Source organism: Sphingobium sp. TomTYG74, assembly GCF_055393875.1.
The window spans coordinates 1152718-1168228 of the sequence record NZ_AP027341.1; the positions used below are offsets into that span (position 1 = coordinate 1152718).

Below are 15511 nucleotides of genomic sequence, written 5' to 3' on the forward strand. Positions count from 1 at the left end.
CCATATGGCCGAACACCATCACCATCACGAACCGACTGGCGCAAGCCTGGCCGACGCAGCCCGCAACGCGCTGGAAGCTCAGAACGAGCAGTGGACGCCCATGCGCGCTGCGATATTCGATGCGCTCGCCGCCGAAGAAAAGCCCACGTCGGCCTATGACATTGCCGACAGCGTGTCCAAGGTTCGGGGCAAGCGAGTGGCGCCCAACAGCGTCTATCGCATCCTCGACCTGTTCGTGGCGAACAACATCGCCATGCGCGTGGAAAGCGCGAATGCCTATATCGCCAACGCCCATCCGGGTTGTCATCATGATTGCATCTTCCTCGTCTGCCGTAACTGCAAGGAAGCAACGCATATCGATAATGACGTCGTGACGAGCGACGTTCGCGCCGTTGCGGAACATCAAGGATTCCGGGCGGAACGGCCCGTGATTGAGATACTCGGAACCTGCGCCAAGTGCGTAGCGTGAGACACGGGCGTTGCGCTTTGATCAGGAACGGCTTAGCGCGCTTGGGAGTCTATGCCTTTAATGAATGACAGTCCCACAACGCCGCTGCTCGACCAGGTCACCTGGCCTGCGGATCTGCGCACGCTCAAACCCGAGCAACTGCCTCAGCTTGCCGATGAACTCAGGCAGGAAGTGATTTCTGCCGTCGGGGTGACGGGCGGCCATCTGGGATCGGGGCTGGGAGTGGTCGAGCTGACGACCGCGATCCATTATGTTTTCGACACGCCCAATGACAAGCTAGTCTGGGATGTCGGCCACCAATGCTATCCGCATAAGGTGCTGACCGGTCGGCGCGACCGCATCCGAACGCTTCGCCAGGGTGGCGGCCTTTCGGGCTTCACCAAACGGGCCGAGAGCGAATATGACCCGTTCGGCGCTGCCCATAGTTCGACATCCATCAGCGCGGCACTGGGTTTTGCCGTTGCCAGCAAGCTCGCAGGCAAGCCGGGCAAGGGCATAGCAGTGATCGGCGATGGCGCCATGTCGGCGGGCATGGCGTATGAGGCCATGAATAACGCGCGCGAGGCCGGAAACAGGCTGATCGTGATCCTGAACGACAATGACATGTCGATCGCCCCCCCAGTCGGCGGCCTTTCCGCTTACCTCGCCCGTCTGGTATCGAGCCGCGAATTTCTGGGCCTGCGCGACCTTGCCAAGCGGCTCGCCCGCAAATTGCCCCGCCCTCTCCACAATGCCGCCCGCAAAACCGATGAATTTGCGCGCGGCATGGCGATGGGTGGCACCTTGTTCGAGGAACTGGGCTTTTACTATGTCGGTCCGATCGACGGCCATAATCTCGATCAGTTGATACCTGTTCTGGAAAATGTCCGGGATGCCGCTGAAGGGCCGTGCCTCGTTCATGTCGTGACCCAGAAGGGCAAAGGCTACGCGCCTGCTGAAGCGGCGGCGGACAAATATCATGGCGTCCAGAAGTTCGATGTCATCACCGGGGCGCAGGCAAAGGCGCCTCCGGGGCCGCCCAGCTATACTGCGGTGTTTGCCAACGCCCTGGTCGCCGAAGCCCGGCGCGACAGCACTATCTGCGCGATTACCGCTGCCATGCCGTCGGGCACGGGTCTCGACAAGTTCGCGGAGGCCTTCCCTGAACGCTCGTTCGATGTCGGAATTGCCGAACAGCATGCGGTGACCTTCGCCGCCGGGCTTGCGGCGCAAGGCATGCGGCCTTTCTGCGCGATCTATTCGACCTTTCTCCAGCGCGCCTATGATCAGGTCGTGCATGATGTCGCGATCCAGAATCTCCCGGTGCGCTTTGCCATCGATCGGGCCGGGCTGGTGGGTGCAGACGGTTCGACTCATGCGGGCAGCTTCGACATCACCTACCTTGCCACGCTGCCCAATATGGTCGTCATGGCGGCTTCAGACGAAGCAGAACTGGTGCACATGGTCCACACTTGCGCCCTTCATGACAGCGGGCCGATCGCCGTCCGTTATCCGCGTGGCAATGGCGTGGGCGTGCCGTTACCGGCAACGCCTGAGAAGCTGGAGATCGGCAAGGGACGAATCGTCCGGGACGGCCGACAGGTCGCCATATTGTCGCTCGGCACTCGTCTGGAGGAAGCGCTGCGCGCCGCTGAAGCGTTGGAAGCAAAGGGCTTATCCACCACGGTAGCGGATTTGCGCTTCGCCAAGCCATTGGACGAAACGATGATCCGTCGCCTGCTCACCACGCACGAAGTTGCCGTGACGATTGAGGAAGGCGCCATCGGGGGCTTGGGCGCGCATGTATTGACGCTGGCGAGTGATCTGGGGCTGATCGACAATGGCCTGAAGCTGCGTACGCTGCGCCTGCCGGATGTTTTCCAAGACCAGGACAAGCCGGAACTACAATATGCAGACGCGCGGCTCGATGCCGCAGCGATCATCGACACCGTACTGACGGCGTTACGGCATAACAGCGCCGGGATAGCGACAGAAGCCCGGGCATAAAGCAACCAAATGGTTGCATATCTGGAAGCAAAGCGCCTATAAGCAACCCGGAGGTTGCTTATATGGTGGATTCAATCAGGAAACACATCGAAATCGCCGCGCCCGTGGAGCGAGTTTGGGATGCGCTGATCGACCATGAAAAGTTCGGCGCCTGGTTCCAGGTAGCTCTGGACCAGCCTTTTGTCGCGGGTCAGGCGTCGACAGGGCATATGACCTATCCCGGTTTTGAAGAATATCGCTGGGAAGCACGGGTCGTTGCAATCGAGCCCATGAGGCGCTTCGCTTTTGAATGGCCTGCGACGGGCGGTGACAAGCAGTTGATGGAAAGCGGCGTACCAGTGCCGGAATGGACATTGGTCGAATTTCTGCTTGAACCTGTCCCCGGCGGGACTTTGCTGACAGTCACGGAAAGCGGATTTGACAAGGTGCCTGAGCCGCGCAGGGGTAATGTCATGCGCTCCAACGACGGGGGTTGGGCAGAGCAGGTGAAGAATATCCAAAAATATGTCGAAGGTTGAAGAAGCACCTGCGCAGCTGTTTGCCGCATTGGGTGATGCCACACGCTTAGGGTTGATTGGGCGGCTTTCCGATGGGGCGGAACGATCGATCGCGCAACTAGGTGAGGGCCTGCCAATCAGCCGTCAAGCGGTCGCGAAGCATCTCGACGTCCTGCTGGGCGCGGGACTGGTGCGCCGTACGCGATCCGGGCGTGAGGTGCTTTTCACCCTGGAACCTGAAGCAATCGCGGACGCACGGGATTGGCTTGCTCAAGTCTCAAGCCAGTGGGACGAGACTTTGGGCAGGCTCAAGAACTTCGTCGAGAGCCAGCCCTAGCTTGTTACTGCCTTACTGCTGCGGGATCGCAGCGCGGGCATCCTGCCCGTCACCTTCCGGCGCGGCGATGATTTCGCGGGTCGCGGCGCCCTTGTCGACGACTTCCGTGCCCGGATCGCCAACGGAGGAGCGGATGCTTGCCGCCGCATTGGCACGGCCTGCTTCGTTCAACGCCGCGCTTTCAGCCGCGCTGCGCTGGGCAGGGCCACCGAACATGGTTTCCATGGCGGCACGGCTCGAATCGACCGACGCAGCGGCGGGCGTACCCGGCGCAGGCGGGACCAGCGCATAGTCGGGCGGGATCACAAGCGGCGCCTGACGCGAGACGGCGAACTCATCGGGGCGAGCCCGGTTAAACAGGCCGCCGCCGCCACCGCAGGCGGACAGCATGGAAATCAGGCCAGCGGCGAGGATCAGTTTACGCATCAGTTCAGTGACTCCGTCTTTGCGCTCTTCTCGCGCAGCAGCAACGCCCGTGCAAGCAGGATCAGCACGCCGATCGTGATCGCGGCATCGGCCAGGTTGAATATGAGGAAAGGCCGCCATTCGCCAAAGTGCAGATCGGCATAATCGACGACATAGCCAAGGCGAACACGATCAACGATATTTCCAATGGCGCCGCCAAGGACCAATCCAAGGGCAGCCACATCCTGCCGCGCCTTTTCCCGCCACATCCACACGCCGACAAAGCCAGCGATCAGCATGGTCATGCCAACGAGGACCCAGCGCATCATGTCCGTGTCGGCATGGAAGAATCCCATCGAAACACCGCGATTTTCCAGCCAGCGCAGGCGGAAGATCGGCAGGATCTCGATCCCCTCATCCATGCGGCTTTTCAGCGCGAGCGGATAGGTGACAGTGTATTTGATCAATTGATCGAGTGCGAGCGTGACGATCGCGACGATCAGGCCGAGCGGCCGGTGATTGACTGGTGCCATCAGCGGTGCGCGTGATAGAATTTGGGTAACAAAGGTGACACGAGAGATCCCCAGATAAGCGCCATTTTCTTCCTGTTATCTACAACCGCAGGACGCGTTGCGCCTATAGCGCAGTCCGGCGGCTGTAGGACAGAATAAACATCAGGCCGACAGCACTTCGTCGCAGCGGTTGCAGAGTGTGCCGTCCTCCTCGACTTCCGGCAGCAGACGCCAGCAGCGACCGCACTTGTGCCAGTCGCTGGGCTTGACGATGATACCGTCACCCACGCCCGTTTCGATGCGCGCCACGATGGCGATTTCGGCGAAGTTCACACCGTCGCTGGGAACATGCATACCCATGGCCACGTCGGCTTCAAGGCTTGAGCGGATGACCTTTTCACGGCGGAGAGGTTCGATCGCTTCGTTGACCTGATCGCGCTGGTTGCGAATTTCGGTCCATTTGTTGTCCAGCCCCCGGTTGAGCCAAGTCGCCTCGACCTCTGGCCATTCCAGAAAATGGACGCTTTCTTCGTTGTTTGGATAGCGACTTTGCCAAACTTCCTCAGCCGTAAAAGGAATGATCGGCGCGGCGTAGCGGACAAGAGCGTGGAAGAGCGTATCGAGCACAGTGCGATAGGCGCGGCGTTTGGGATCGCTCTTCGCGTCGCAGTAAAGGCAGTCCTTGCGGATGTCGAAGAAGAAGGCCGACAGGTCGCTATTGGCGAAGTCGAATAGCGCGCGGGTGTAGCGGCTGAACTCCAGCCAGTTTTCGCTTCCCGCAGCCTTTTCGACCACGCCCTTAAGCTCTGCGTCGAGGGCCGCGAGGCGGTGGAGCATGTAGCGCTCCAGCTCCGGCATTTCGGTGACGGGCAGCCTCTCTTCTTCCGAAAAATCAGAAAGAGCGCCTAGCAAGTAACGGAAAGTATTGCGAAGTTTGCGGTATGCGTCGGACGATCCGGCCAACACTTCCTTACCGATGCGGACATCATCGAAATAATCGGTGCTGGCGACCCAGACGCGCAGGATGTCGGAACCGCTTTCGGCGATGACCTTGAGCGGATCGACGACATTGCCGAGGCTCTTCGACATTTTGCGGCCCTGCCCGTCGAGCGCGAAGCCGTGGGTCAGGACGGCGTCATAGGGCGCGCGACCGCGAGTGCCGCAGCTTTCGAGCAGCGAGGACTGGAACCAGCCGCGATGCTGATCGGAGCCTTCAAGGTAAAGATCAGCGCGGACGCCTTCGCCATAGCGCCCTTCGACCACGAAGCTATGGGTGGAGCCGCTGTCGAACCAGACGTCGAGAATGTCGTTCACGACCTCATAGTCGTTGAGGTCGTAATCCGGGCCCAGCAGCGCCTGATGGTCGGCGCCGAACCAAGCATCCGCGCCGCCAGCTTTGAAGGCTTCGACAATGCGCTGATTGGCAGCTTTATCAACGAGATAATCGCCGGTCTTGCGATGGACGTAGAGAGCGATGGGCACGCCCCAGGCGCGCTGGCGGCTGATGACCCAGTCGGGGCGGCCTTCGACCATCGAGCGAATGCGGTTGATCGAGCGTTCGGGCACCCAGCGGGTGTTCTCGATCGCGTCGAGCGCTGTTCCGCGCAGGGTCGCGCCATTGTCCTGGCGGGCGAGGATCGCTTCTTCCTCGGCGCAGCGTGGGATGACGCCGTCGCTGATCGCGCGGTCCATGGGGATGAACCATTGGGGGGTGCAGCGGAAGATGATCTTCGCCTTTGAGCGCCAGCTGTGCGGATAGCTGTGCTTGAAGTCATCCGAGGCGGCGAGCAGGCCGCCTGCCTCGCGCAGATCGGTGCAGATCGGGCCGTCCTTGCTGACGAATTTCGGATTGATGACGGATCCCTGACCGCCGAGCCAGGCCCAGTCCTCGCGATATTTGCCGTCATTCTCGACAGCGAAGACGGGGTTGATGCCATGCGCTTTGCAGAGCGCGAAGTCGTCCTCGCCATGGTCAGGGGCCATGTGGACAAGGCCGGTGCCCGCATCGGTGGTGACGAAATCGCCCGCCAGGAACGGGCGCGGCTTGGCGAAGAAGGCTAGCTGCCGTTCCCACTCGTCACCCCGGACTTGATCCGGGGTCCCACTGCTGGCGGTGGAAGAGGAAGCGGGACCCCGGCTTTCGCCGGGGTGACGGAGGAGGTTGTAGATCGGGTGGCGGGCGGTGGCTCCGGCTAGAGCGGTGCCCTTGAAATGTTTCTGCGGTTGCGCGTGGACGAGGCCAGTGCGCTCCTTGAACGCCCCGACGAGCGCCTCGGCCACTACGAACTTGCGCCCATCGCCCTCCAGCAGGACATAATCAACCTCTGGCCCATAAGCCAAAGCCTGATTGACGGGGATCGTCCAAGGCGTCGTCGTCCAGATCACCGCATGCGCGCCGACCAGTTCCGGCGCGTTGGGCGCTTCCACAATCTCGAACGCCACGTCGATCTGGGTCGAGACGATGTCCTCATACTCGACCTCCGCCTCGGCCAGCGCGGTCTTTTCGACCGGGGACCACATGACGGGCTTGGCACCGCGATAAAGTTGGCCGCTCTCCGCAAACTTCAGCAGTTCAGACACGATGGTAGCTTCGGCGTCGAACTTCATGGTGAGATAGGGATCATCCCAATCGCCCATGACGCCAAGGCGCTTGAACTGTTCCTTTTGCACGCCGACCCATTTGTCCGCATAGGCGCGGCACTGGGCGCGGAATTCTTGCGCTGGAACCTCGTCCTTATTTTGCTTCTTCTTGCGATATTCCTCCTCGATCTTCCATTCGATCGGAAGGCCGTGGCAGTCCCAGCCGGGAACATAGGGCGCATCCTTGCCGAGCAAGGACTGGCTGCGGACGATGATGTCCTTCAGCACCTTGTTCATCGCGTGGCCCATGTGGATGTCGCCATTGGCGTAGGGCGGACCGTCGTGGAGGATGAAGCGTTCGCGGCCTTTCCGGCGCTCGCGCAGCTTGCCGTACAGGTCCATTTCTTCCCAGCGTGCGAGGATTGCCGGTTCCTTTTGCGCGAGACCGGCCTTCATGGGGAAGTCGGTGACGGGGAGGAAGACGGTGCTTTTATAGTCAGGCTGGTCGGTCATCTGGTCCGGTATCTGCTTGCATTGCCATTTGGCCCAAGACTGCGCCCCATTCAGAACAAGGGAAGGGCTTCGACAGGCTCAGCCCGAACGGGTGAGAAAATGTGCCCGGTGCATTAGGCGAGGTGCGGCGTTCTCGCAAGGATTTGCCGCGCGGCGTCGCAGTCTCTGGCGATCTGGGCCGTCAGGGCATCAAGCCCTTCATATTTCGCCTCTGGCCGAAGGAATTCGATCAACTGCAGTTCGATACGTTGATCATAGAGGCTTTCGGAGAAATCGAAGAAGTGCGGCTCCAGCAATTCCTTCGGCGGGTCAAAGCTGGGGCGAATGCCGAGGTTCGCCGCGCCGTCGAGAATACGGCCATCGGGCAGCAGGCCGCGTACCGCATAGATGCCATAGGCCGGGCGGATGTAATGGCCGAGATCAACATTGGCGGTGGGGAAACCGATCGTGCGGCCAACCTTGTCGCCATGCTGAACCACACCCTGGACGGCGAAGGGGCGTGTCAGCAGGCGCGTTGCTGTGGCGCAGTCTCCGGCTTTCAGGGCGGTACGGATGCGGCTGGAGGAGACCACCTCCCCACCTTCGTCTGTCACCGGCGCGACTGCCTCAGCGCTCATGCCCCGCGCGGAGCCGAGTGTGGCAAGCGTTTCGACGGTGCCAGTGCGGCCTTGGCCGAAGGTGAAATCCTGGCCCGTGACCACGCCCGCGACGCCCATGCCGTCTACCAGTAGATCGACGAAATCCTGCGGGCTCAAGGCGGCGAGCTGGCGGGTGAAGGCGAAAACCAGCATCGCGTCGGCACCGGCGGCGGCGAACAGGCGCTGCCGCTGGTCCAGGCTGGTGAGGCGGAACCACGGGTTTTCCGGGCGAAACAGGCGCATGGGATGGGGGTCGAACGTCGCGACGATAACCGGGCGCCCTTCCGCCCGCGCACGCTCCACCGCACGGCCAACGACAGCCTGATGACCGAGGTGAAATCCGTCAAAATTGCCCAGCGCCATGATGCTCCCGCGCAGATGGGCAGGGATCGGGACGCCGCTTTCAAGCCGCTCCATGGCGCTGGCTATAGGCAGATGGCCGCGCGCTGGCAATGCGGCTTCATGGCGCAGCGCGGCGGCGGAAAGTGACGAAGCTGTAGGCGGGATAGGCACCCTCGACCGGGTGATCGGTGCGGGCGACTTCCTCCCACTGCGTAGCGTCGGGATAAGGGATCACGGTGTCGCCGGGGGCGTCGAAATGCACTTCGGTCAGTTCGATGCGGTCTGCGTGGGGCAGATAGAGCTGATAGACCTCTGCCCCGCCGATCACCATGACGGCAGGACCGCCCGCCAGGCGAAGGGCGGACGCGACGTCATGCGCGATCTCTGCCCCCTCCCCGCTCCAGCCAGTATCGCGGGTTAGGACGATGTGGCGGCGGCCGGGGAGCAGGCCGGGCAGGCTGTCGAACGTCTTGCGGCCCATGATCATCGGGTGACCGAGGGTCAGGGTCTTGAAATGCTTGAGGTCGGCGGGCAGTCGCCAGGGCAGGCCGCCGTCCTTGCCGACCACGCCATTATCGGCACGGGCGAGGACAAGGACGACTTCCTGCTGCTGGTTCACAGGGTCAGCCGGGTGACGTGGCCCATCTTGCGACCCGGACGGGCTTCATGCTTGCCATAGAGATGCAGATGCGCGGTGGGATCGGACAGGATCGCCGCCCAAGCGTCGGCTTCTTCGCCGATGAGGTTGTGCATCTGCACTCGCCGTGCCGCCAGTCTGGTGTCGCCCAACGGCAGGCCGCAAATGGCGCGGACATGGTTTTCGAACTGGCTGGTGACCGCGCCTTCGATCGTCCAATGGCCGCTATTGTGCACTCGGGGGGCCATCTCGTTGAAGACGGGGCCGTCGGCGCTGGCGAAGAATTCAAGCGTCAGGACGCCGACATAGCCGAGTGCTTGCGCCACCTGCGCGGCGAGGGCGCGCGCCGCTTCCACCTGCGCCTCTATGCGGGGGCCTGCTGGGGCGGTGGAAGTGGAGAGGATGCCGTCGACATGAACGTTGGCGGGCGAGTCCCAGAAGCGGACCTCGCCGTCCGCGCCGCGCACGAGGATGACGGAGAACTCCTCCTCGAAGGTCACGAAACCTTCCAGGATCGCGCTTTGCTGGCCGATGGCGTCCCAGGCGGCGGGAGCGTCCGCCGGATCGTTGATCCGCGCCTGTCCCTTGCCGTCATAGCCCATGCGGTTGGTCTTTAGGATCGCGCGGCTGCCGATCGTGGCGATCGCCTGATGGAGGTCATCAAGGCTTTCGACCGACGCGAAGGGCGCGGTAAGGCCGCCGAGATCGCGGACGAAATTCTTCTCGGCGAGCCTGTCCTGCGCCACGCGGAGCGCCTGCGCACCGGGACGGACCAGACCGTGCGTGGAGAGGACTTCGACGGCAGAAGGCTCGATATTCTCGAATTCATAGGTGACGACATCAACGCTGTCGGCAAAGGCGGCCAGTGCGGCGGCATCCTCATAGGCGCCGCGAGTCCAGCAGCGGGACACGTCTGCGGCGGGGCCGCTTTCTTCTGGCGCATAGATATGCGTGCGGTAGCCAAGCTGCGCGGCGGCGATCGCAATCATCCGGCCGAGCTGGCCGCCGCCAAGGATGCCGATGGTGGAACCGGGCGCGATGGTCGTCATCTTATTCTGGCGTCTCCGCGACATCGTCGGTCTGCTTTTCACGCCACATATCGAGCCGTTCGGCCAGCGCATCGTCGGTGGTGGCGAGGATGGAAGCTGCCAGCAGCGCCGCATTGATCGCGCCGGGCTTGCCGATCGCGAGCGTTCCGACGGGGATGCCGCCGGGCATCTGGACGATGGAAAGAAGCGAATCCATGCCCTTCAGAGCCTTTGACTCGACGGGGACGCCAAGGACGGGCAAGCGCGTCATCGACGCGGTCATGCCGGGAAGATGGGCTGCGCCCCCTGCCCCGGCAATGATGACCTTCAGCCCACGAGAGACCGCGCCGGTCGCATAGTCATAAAGGCGCTGCGGGGTACGGTGAGCGGACACGACCTTGCATTCGTGCAGGACACCAAGCGCGCTCAGCGTTTCAGCCGCGTGGCGCATGGTTTCCCAATCGGATCGCGATCCCATGATAATGCCGACCGTCGCGGCGCTCTCTCCGGTCATTCGCCTGACTTCCCCTAATGGCGCGGAAAGCAAAGCCCCTTAGCCGGACGACCGGCAAGGGGCAATGCGGGATTTCGAACGCTCAACGCTCCGACAGATAATAGCGGTCCTTTGCCGTCAGATCATCGGCAAGGTCATAGACGATCGGCTGGCCGGTCGGAATTTCCAGTTCGGTGATTTCGTCGTCGGGAATGCCCGACAGATGCTTCACCAGCGCGCGGAGCGAATTGCCGTGAGCCGAGATGAGGACGCGCTTGCCAGCCTTCAGCTCCGGCACGATGCGGCTTTCCCAATAGGGCAAGACCCGGGCGATAGTGTCCTTCAGGGACTCCGTCGAGGGGATGGCGATGCCATCGTAGCGGCGGTCCTTCGACAGGTCGAACTCGCCGCCCGGCTCCAGCACCGGCGGCGGAATGTCGAAGCTGCGGCGCCAGACCTTCACCTGTGCGTCACCATGCTTGGCGGCGGTCTCTGCCTTGTTGAGGCCGGTAAGGCCGCCATAATGACGTTCATTGAGGCGCCAGTCCTTTTCGACCGGCAGCCAGAGGCGGCCCATTTCTTCAAGCGCTAGGTTCAGCGTCTTGATCGCGCGGGTCTGGACCGAAGTGAAGCAGCGGTCGAAGTCGAGGCCCTTTGCCGACATCAGCTGACCGGCAGCCCGCGCTTCCTCCACGCCCTTTTCCGTCAGGTCCACGTCCCACCAGCCAGTGAAGCGGTTTTCCAGGTTCCAGGCCGATTGGCCATGACGGATCAGAACGAGTGTGGGCATGAAACGCTTCTCCTGCACATAAGCGCGAATGTTGGCGCCTCCCATAACGCCGGAAATGACGGGCGCAAGCTTGTGCGCCGAGCGGAGCGTCCCACATTGCAGTCGGCCGGACGATCGGATAGCTCGGGCAGCTAAGCATAAGGAAGCGGCAATTTGGCATTTGTGAAGGGCGTTTGGCGCATATTGGTCGCGGTCAAGGACGGGCTGGTTCTGCTGTTCCTGCTCGGCTTTTTCGGCCTGCTTTATGCGGCGCTGTCATGGTCGCCCAAGCCCGCGCGCAGCGTGAGCAGTGGCGCGCTGCTGCTGAAGCTGGACGGCACTATTGTCGAGCAACCAGCAGAGGCGGACCCCTTTTCGTTGCTGACATCGTCCGGGCCGCAGACAAAGGAATATCGCCTTTCCGAGATCGTGGACGCACTGGAAACGGCCAAGTCAGATGGCAAGGTCAAGGCGGTGGTGCTGAACCTCGACGGGTTTCTGGGCGGCGGTCAGGTGGCGCTTTCCCGCGTGGGCAAGGCGCTGGACGCCGTCCGTGCAGCAAAGAAGCCGGTCTTCGCCTTTGCCACCATCTATAGTGACGACAGCTATCAGCTGGCTGCCCATGCCAGCGAGACCTGGGTCGATCCGTTGGGCGGCGTCGCCATCCTGGGGCGCGGTGGATCGGGCCTCTACTACAAGGGGTTGATCGACAAGCTGGGCGTCAACACGCATGTCTATCGCGTCGGCACCTACAAGAGCTTCGTCGAACCGTTTATCCGCACGGATCAATCGCCCGAAGCCCGGCAAGCCAATCAGGCGCTGGCCAATGCCTTGTGGCAGGATTGGCAGGAGGAAGTTGGCAAGGCACGGCCCCGCGCAAAGCTGGCGGCCTATGTCGCGAACCCGGCAGGTGCGGCGGAAGCGGCGCGGGGTAATCTGGCCAAGGCGGCGCAGAATGCCGGGCTGGTCGATCGGCTGGGCGACGAAGCAGCCTTCGGCAAACGCGTCGCGCAGGTCGCAGGTGAGCCGTCCGATGATCGCGTCGGGGATTTCGCGACCATCGACCTTAGAAGCTATGCCAAGGCGCATCGCCCGGCCAATGACGGGCAGATCGGCGTAATCACCGTCGCCGGCGACATCGTGGATGGAGAGGGTGGACCGGGTAGCGCCGCCGGGGACACGATTTCGGCACTGCTCTACAAGGCCTTGTCGGAAAAAGACCTGAAAGCGCTGGTCGTGCGGGTCGATTCGCCGGGCGGGTCCGTCATGGCATCGGAAAAGATTCGGCAGGCCATCATGGAAGCGAAGCGCGAGGGCCTGCCGATCGTTGTGTCTATGGGCAATGTCGCGGCGAGCGGCGGTTACTGGATTTCCACGCCCGCCAACCTGATCTTTGCCGAACCGGACACGATCACCGGCTCCATCGGCGTGTTCGGCATCTTGCCGAGCTTTGAAGGGACGCTCGCCAAGCTGGGCATCACGACCGATGGCGTGCGGACCACCCCGCTGTCAGGGCAGCCGGACATTGCAGGCGGCACCACGCCGGAATTCGATCGCATCATGCAGATGGGGATCGAAGATATTTATGGCCGCTTTATCGGGCTGGTGGCCCAAGCCCGACGCAAGTCGCCCCAGCAGATTGACGCCATTGCTCAAGGGCGCGTGTGGGACGGCGGCACGGCGAGGCAAATTGGCCTGGTCGACCGCTTCGGCGGGCTGGAGGAAGCGATTGCCGAAGCGGCGAAACTCGCCAAACTCGATCCTGCCAAGGCGAAAATTTACCGCATCGAGAAGGAGCCCGACAAGTTCGCCGAGTTCATCCAGTCCATGTCGGAACGGGAAGATGAGGATGTGGATGCTCCCCGCGACATGTTGAGCAGGCAGGCGATGATCCAGCGGCGCTGGGCCATGCAGGCTATTGCGGATGTGCGTGGCCTGATCAGTGGCGCGGGCGTACGAGCCGATTGTCTGGAATGCCGTGGCTACGGCGCTCCCCGGCGCGTGAGTGCCGCCGATGAGCGTGGGCTGATTGGGATACTTGCCAGCCTCTGGCGGTGATTGCGGTGGCCGACGAGCGGTTCGGCTAACCAATTCGCTTAATCCTCCCTGCGCCGAAGGCGTGGGGAGGGGGACCATGCAAAGCATGGTGGAGGGGAATGTCCGAGGCTTGCGCATTTCCCCTCCACCGCCTCCGGCGGTCCCCCTCCCCATGCAAACATGGGGAGGATTACAGAGGTCCGCGCCCCTCCCTTTCTTCTATCGCTTTACCGCCCGCCTCGATATGTCGGCAGGCCAATGCTTCGCCAGATCGCAAAGGCACGCAGGAGGAAGCCTAGCAGCGCCGCGACGACGCCCGCTACCGGCACGTCCAGCCCCCACCAACGCAGCATGACAAACAAGCCGGAAGCGAGGGCCGCTGCGGTCACATAAAGTTCGGGGCGCAACAATATGGACGGCTCATGGGCAAGGAGATCGCGCAAGATACCGCCGACGCAGCCAGTGACCACGCCCATCAGCGCGGCAACGAAGGGCGGAATGCCGTAGCTCATCGCCTTGGCGGCTCCGAACACGGCAAAGGAGACGAGGCCGATGGCGTCGAGCCAGTCGAGCGCGCGATCGCTCCAGAAGCGGCGCGGCGTGAACCAGATCAGGAGCGCTGCCACCATGCATGTGATTGCCGGAACCGGATCGTGCACCCAGAAAACCGGCGCGCCGATCAACAGGTCGCGAAGGGTGCCGCCCCCTACCCCCGTCACCAACGCAAAGAATGCGAAGGTGACCAGCGTCTGCCCCAGCCGGGCGGCCGCCAGCGCGCCCGATGCCGCGAACACGAAGATCCCGACGATGCTGAGTGTTTCCAGCACCGGTCCGATCTGCTGAAAGGCGTTGGCAGGGGAAAGCATGGGGTGCTGCGCGGGGCAGGCCTATGGGCGGGCGCAGGAAGCAGCACCAGCCCAAATGCCCATCCTCTTATTTCGCCAGTTCAGCCTCGATCGCCGACACCAGCGCCGGGTCGTCGGGCGTCGTACCCGGAGCAAAGCGGCCTGCGACCGAGCCATCCTTGGCAATCAGGAACTTTTCAAAATTCCACAGCACTTCGGGCTCTTCGGTCGGGGTCATGCCATAGCCGCGAAGCTTTTCGCGAAATTCAGCGCCCTCGCCCGCAGCCTTGGGCTGTTCGCTGGTCAGGGCCGCGTAGAGCGGATGCTTTTCCGGGCCGGTCACGACGATCTTTTCGAACATCGGGAAATCGACACCGAAATTGGTCGTGCAGAATTCCACGATCTCATCATTGCTGCCCGGTTCCTGACCAGCAAAGTCATTGGCCGGGAAACCGGCGACCACCAGCCCCTTGTCCTTATAATCGCGGTAGAGCTTTTCGAGCCCTTCATATTGCGGGGTGAGACCGCATTTGGAGGCCACGTTGACCGCCAGCACCACCTTCCCCGCATAATCGGCGAGGCTGGTGTCGGCGCCCTTGATCGTCTTGAGCGGAATTTGCTGGATCGCAGTCATGATCTTCTCCTTGGAAATCCGGATGGCGCGGACCTTGCCATCATATCGCAGCGCCGAAAAGCCTGCCTGCACCTGCCGTGATCGCCATGGCGAGCACGCCCCAGAACAGCACTCGACCGACCGACCGACCTAACTTGCCTCCACCCAGCCGCGCGCCAGCATAGCCCAGCAGGGCAAGACAGATTAGCGAGGTTACGACGACGCTCGCCAGCGCATGGGGCGCCGGGCTGACCGCCGCCGCAATGACCGGAGCGATCGCACCGGCGGAAAAGGTCGCCGCCGAAGTCAGTGCTGCCTGAACCGGCCGCGCCGTGCTGATATCCGAAATGCCGAGTTCGTCGCGGGCGTGGGCGGCAAGCGCATCGGCATCCATCAATTGTCGCGCGACCTCCCCCGCCAGTTCGGGGGTGAGGCCACGCTCGATATAGATGCCGCGCAACTCCTGCCATTCCACATCCGGCTGCTGGGCAATCGCATGTTTTTCCTTGGCGAGATCGGCCCTTTCCGTGTCCGATTGCGCGCTGACCGACACATATTCTCCCGCCGCCATCGACATGGCGCCCGCGAACAAAGCCGCTATGCCGGACAACAGGATGGTTTCGCGCGAGGCGCCCGACGCGGCGATGCCCGCAAGCAGGCTGGCGGTCGATACGATGCCGTCATTCGCGCCAAGAACCGCAGCGCGTAGCCAGCCGACGCGGTTGACATAATGAAGGGCATGATGCGAGCGCGCCTGGTCAAGAGCGCCTGAAGCCGATCCGTCCATCGCCGCCATTCCCTTTTCCCCTT

16 protein-coding genes are annotated in these 15511 nt (G+C 62.5%); 5 read left to right on the forward strand and 11 right to left on the reverse strand.

The annotated features are described in order from the left end of the window. Nucleotides 1-4 precede the first annotated feature (4 nt). From ACZ5TB_RS05870 to ACZ5TB_RS05885, 4 genes are all read left to right on the forward strand, one after another. Nucleotides 5-469, forward strand: a complete 465-nt coding sequence (locus ACZ5TB_RS05870; RefSeq protein ID WP_464779763.1) for a Fur family transcriptional regulator — start codon at nucleotides 5-7, stop codon at nucleotides 467-469. A gap of 51 nt (nucleotides 470-520) precedes the next feature. Continuing rightward, nucleotides 521-2455, forward strand: coding sequence for a 1-deoxy-D-xylulose-5-phosphate synthase (dxs, locus tag ACZ5TB_RS05875; RefSeq protein WP_464792355.1), 1935 nt, complete (start codon nucleotides 521-523; stop codon nucleotides 2453-2455). 62 nt (nucleotides 2456-2517) lie between these two features. Then, entirely contained in the window at nucleotides 2518-2973 is a 456-nt protein-coding gene (locus tag ACZ5TB_RS05880; protein ID WP_464792356.1) for an SRPBCC family protein, read from the forward strand. Beyond that, a complete protein-coding gene (locus tag ACZ5TB_RS05885; RefSeq protein WP_464792357.1) occupies nucleotides 2960-3289 on the forward strand; it encodes an ArsR/SmtB family transcription factor in 330 nt (109 codons plus the stop codon). Before ACZ5TB_RS05880 ends, ACZ5TB_RS05885 begins: the two co-directional genes overlap by 14 nt. Before the next feature lie 12 nt (nucleotides 3290-3301). Here ACZ5TB_RS05885 and ACZ5TB_RS05890 read toward each other — a convergent pair whose 3' ends face one another. The 8 genes from ACZ5TB_RS05890 to gpmA form a co-directional block, all read right to left on the reverse strand. After that, complete coding sequence (locus tag ACZ5TB_RS05890; protein ID WP_464792358.1) at nucleotides 3302-3715, reverse strand: DUF3035 domain-containing protein; 414 nt, start codon at nucleotides 3713-3715, stop codon at nucleotides 3302-3304. Continuing rightward, nucleotides 3715-4227: a signal peptidase II gene (gene lspA, locus ACZ5TB_RS05895; protein WP_464779767.1), complete on the reverse strand. Its 513-nt coding sequence runs from the start codon at nucleotides 4225-4227 to the stop codon at nucleotides 3715-3717. The genes ACZ5TB_RS05890 and lspA overlap by 1 nt, the downstream gene beginning before the upstream one ends. Before the next feature lie 141 nt (nucleotides 4228-4368). Beyond that, nucleotides 4369-7299 carry an isoleucine--tRNA ligase gene (ileS, locus tag ACZ5TB_RS05900; protein WP_464792359.1) on the reverse strand — a complete coding sequence of 977 codons (2931 nt, stop codon included), beginning with the start codon at nucleotides 7297-7299 and terminating at the stop codon, nucleotides 4369-4371. A gap of 113 nt (nucleotides 7300-7412) precedes the next feature. Beyond that, nucleotides 7413-8354, reverse strand: a complete 942-nt coding sequence (locus tag ACZ5TB_RS05905; RefSeq protein ID WP_464792360.1) for a bifunctional riboflavin kinase/FAD synthetase — start codon at nucleotides 8352-8354, stop codon at nucleotides 7413-7415. 43 nt (nucleotides 8355-8397) lie between these two features. Then, nucleotides 8398-8898 (reverse strand): dihydrofolate reductase, encoded by a 501-nt coding sequence (locus tag ACZ5TB_RS05910; protein ID WP_464792361.1) that lies wholly within the window; start codon nucleotides 8896-8898, stop codon nucleotides 8398-8400. Next, complete coding sequence (locus tag ACZ5TB_RS05915; RefSeq protein ID WP_464792362.1) at nucleotides 8895-9965, reverse strand: 5-(carboxyamino)imidazole ribonucleotide synthase; 1071 nt, start codon at nucleotides 9963-9965, stop codon at nucleotides 8895-8897. Before ACZ5TB_RS05915 ends, ACZ5TB_RS05910 begins: the two co-directional genes overlap by 4 nt. Nucleotide 9966: 1 nt before the next feature. Further along, nucleotides 9967-10458, reverse strand: a complete 492-nt coding sequence (purE, locus tag ACZ5TB_RS05920) for a 5-(carboxyamino)imidazole ribonucleotide mutase (protein ID WP_464792363.1) — start codon at nucleotides 10456-10458, stop codon at nucleotides 9967-9969. Between the two features lie 82 nt (nucleotides 10459-10540). After that, nucleotides 10541-11227 (reverse strand): 2,3-diphosphoglycerate-dependent phosphoglycerate mutase, encoded by a 687-nt coding sequence (gpmA, locus tag ACZ5TB_RS05925; RefSeq protein ID WP_464772169.1) that lies wholly within the window; start codon nucleotides 11225-11227, stop codon nucleotides 10541-10543. Nucleotides 11228-11380: 153 nt separating this feature from the next. On the opposite strand from gpmA, the gene sppA reads away from it, so the two are divergent. Further along, complete coding sequence (sppA, locus tag ACZ5TB_RS05930) at nucleotides 11381-13264, forward strand: signal peptide peptidase SppA (RefSeq protein WP_464792364.1); 1884 nt, start codon at nucleotides 11381-11383, stop codon at nucleotides 13262-13264. Nucleotides 13265-13470: 206 nt separating this feature from the next. Here sppA and ACZ5TB_RS05935 read toward each other — a convergent pair whose 3' ends face one another. The 3 genes from ACZ5TB_RS05935 to ACZ5TB_RS05945 form a co-directional block, all read right to left on the reverse strand. Further along, nucleotides 13471-14109, reverse strand: a complete 639-nt coding sequence (locus ACZ5TB_RS05935) for a trimeric intracellular cation channel family protein (RefSeq protein ID WP_464792365.1) — start codon at nucleotides 14107-14109, stop codon at nucleotides 13471-13473. Nucleotides 14110-14176: 67 nt separating this feature from the next. Continuing rightward, nucleotides 14177-14722, reverse strand: coding sequence for a glutathione peroxidase (locus tag ACZ5TB_RS05940; protein ID WP_464792366.1), 546 nt, complete (start codon nucleotides 14720-14722; stop codon nucleotides 14177-14179). Between the two features lie 40 nt (nucleotides 14723-14762). Continuing rightward, a complete protein-coding gene (locus ACZ5TB_RS05945) occupies nucleotides 14763-15488 on the reverse strand; it encodes a VIT1/CCC1 transporter family protein (protein ID WP_464792498.1) in 726 nt (241 codons plus the stop codon). Nucleotides 15489-15511: the final 23 nt, after the last annotated feature.

What these genes read in the sequence shown, in the direction of transcription:
- ACZ5TB_RS05870 (WP_464779763.1), top strand. Translation starts at nt 5, where the DNA reads ATGGCCGAACACCATCACCATCACGAACCGACTGGCGCAAGCCTGGCC.
- dxs (WP_464792355.1), top strand. Translation starts at nt 521, where the DNA reads ATGCCTTTAATGAATGACAGTCCCACAACGCCGCTGCTCGACCAGGTC.
- ACZ5TB_RS05880 (WP_464792356.1), top strand. Translation starts at nt 2,518, where the DNA reads ATGGTGGATTCAATCAGGAAACACATCGAAATCGCCGCGCCCGTGGAG.
- ACZ5TB_RS05885 (WP_464792357.1), top strand. Translation starts at nt 2,960, where the DNA reads ATGTCGAAGGTTGAAGAAGCACCTGCGCAGCTGTTTGCCGCATTGGGT.
- ACZ5TB_RS05890 (WP_464792358.1), bottom strand. Translation starts at nt 3,715, where the DNA reads ATGCGTAAACTGATCCTCGCCGCTGGCCTGATTTCCATGCTGTCCGCC.
- lspA (WP_464779767.1), bottom strand. Translation starts at nt 4,227, where the DNA reads ATGGCACCAGTCAATCACCGGCCGCTCGGCCTGATCGTCGCGATCGTC.
- ileS (WP_464792359.1), bottom strand. Translation starts at nt 7,299, where the DNA reads ATGACCGACCAGCCTGACTATAAAAGCACCGTCTTCCTCCCCGTCACC.
- ACZ5TB_RS05905 (WP_464792360.1), bottom strand. Translation starts at nt 8,354, where the DNA reads ATGGAGCGGCTTGAAAGCGGCGTCCCGATCCCTGCCCATCTGCGCGGG.
- ACZ5TB_RS05915 (WP_464792362.1), bottom strand. Translation starts at nt 9,965, where the DNA reads ATGACGACCATCGCGCCCGGTTCCACCATCGGCATCCTTGGCGGCGGC.
- purE (WP_464792363.1), bottom strand. Translation starts at nt 10,458, where the DNA reads ATGACCGGAGAGAGCGCCGCGACGGTCGGCATTATCATGGGATCGCGA.
- gpmA (WP_464772169.1), bottom strand. Translation starts at nt 11,227, where the DNA reads ATGCCCACACTCGTTCTGATCCGTCATGGCCAATCGGCCTGGAACCTG.
- ACZ5TB_RS05935 (WP_464792365.1), bottom strand. Translation starts at nt 14,109, where the DNA reads ATGCTTTCCCCTGCCAACGCCTTTCAGCAGATCGGACCGGTGCTGGAA.
- ACZ5TB_RS05940 (WP_464792366.1), bottom strand. Translation starts at nt 14,722, where the DNA reads ATGACTGCGATCCAGCAAATTCCGCTCAAGACGATCAAGGGCGCCGAC.
- ACZ5TB_RS05945 (WP_464792498.1), bottom strand. Translation starts at nt 15,488, where the DNA reads ATGGACGGATCGGCTTCAGGCGCTCTTGACCAGGCGCGCTCGCATCAT.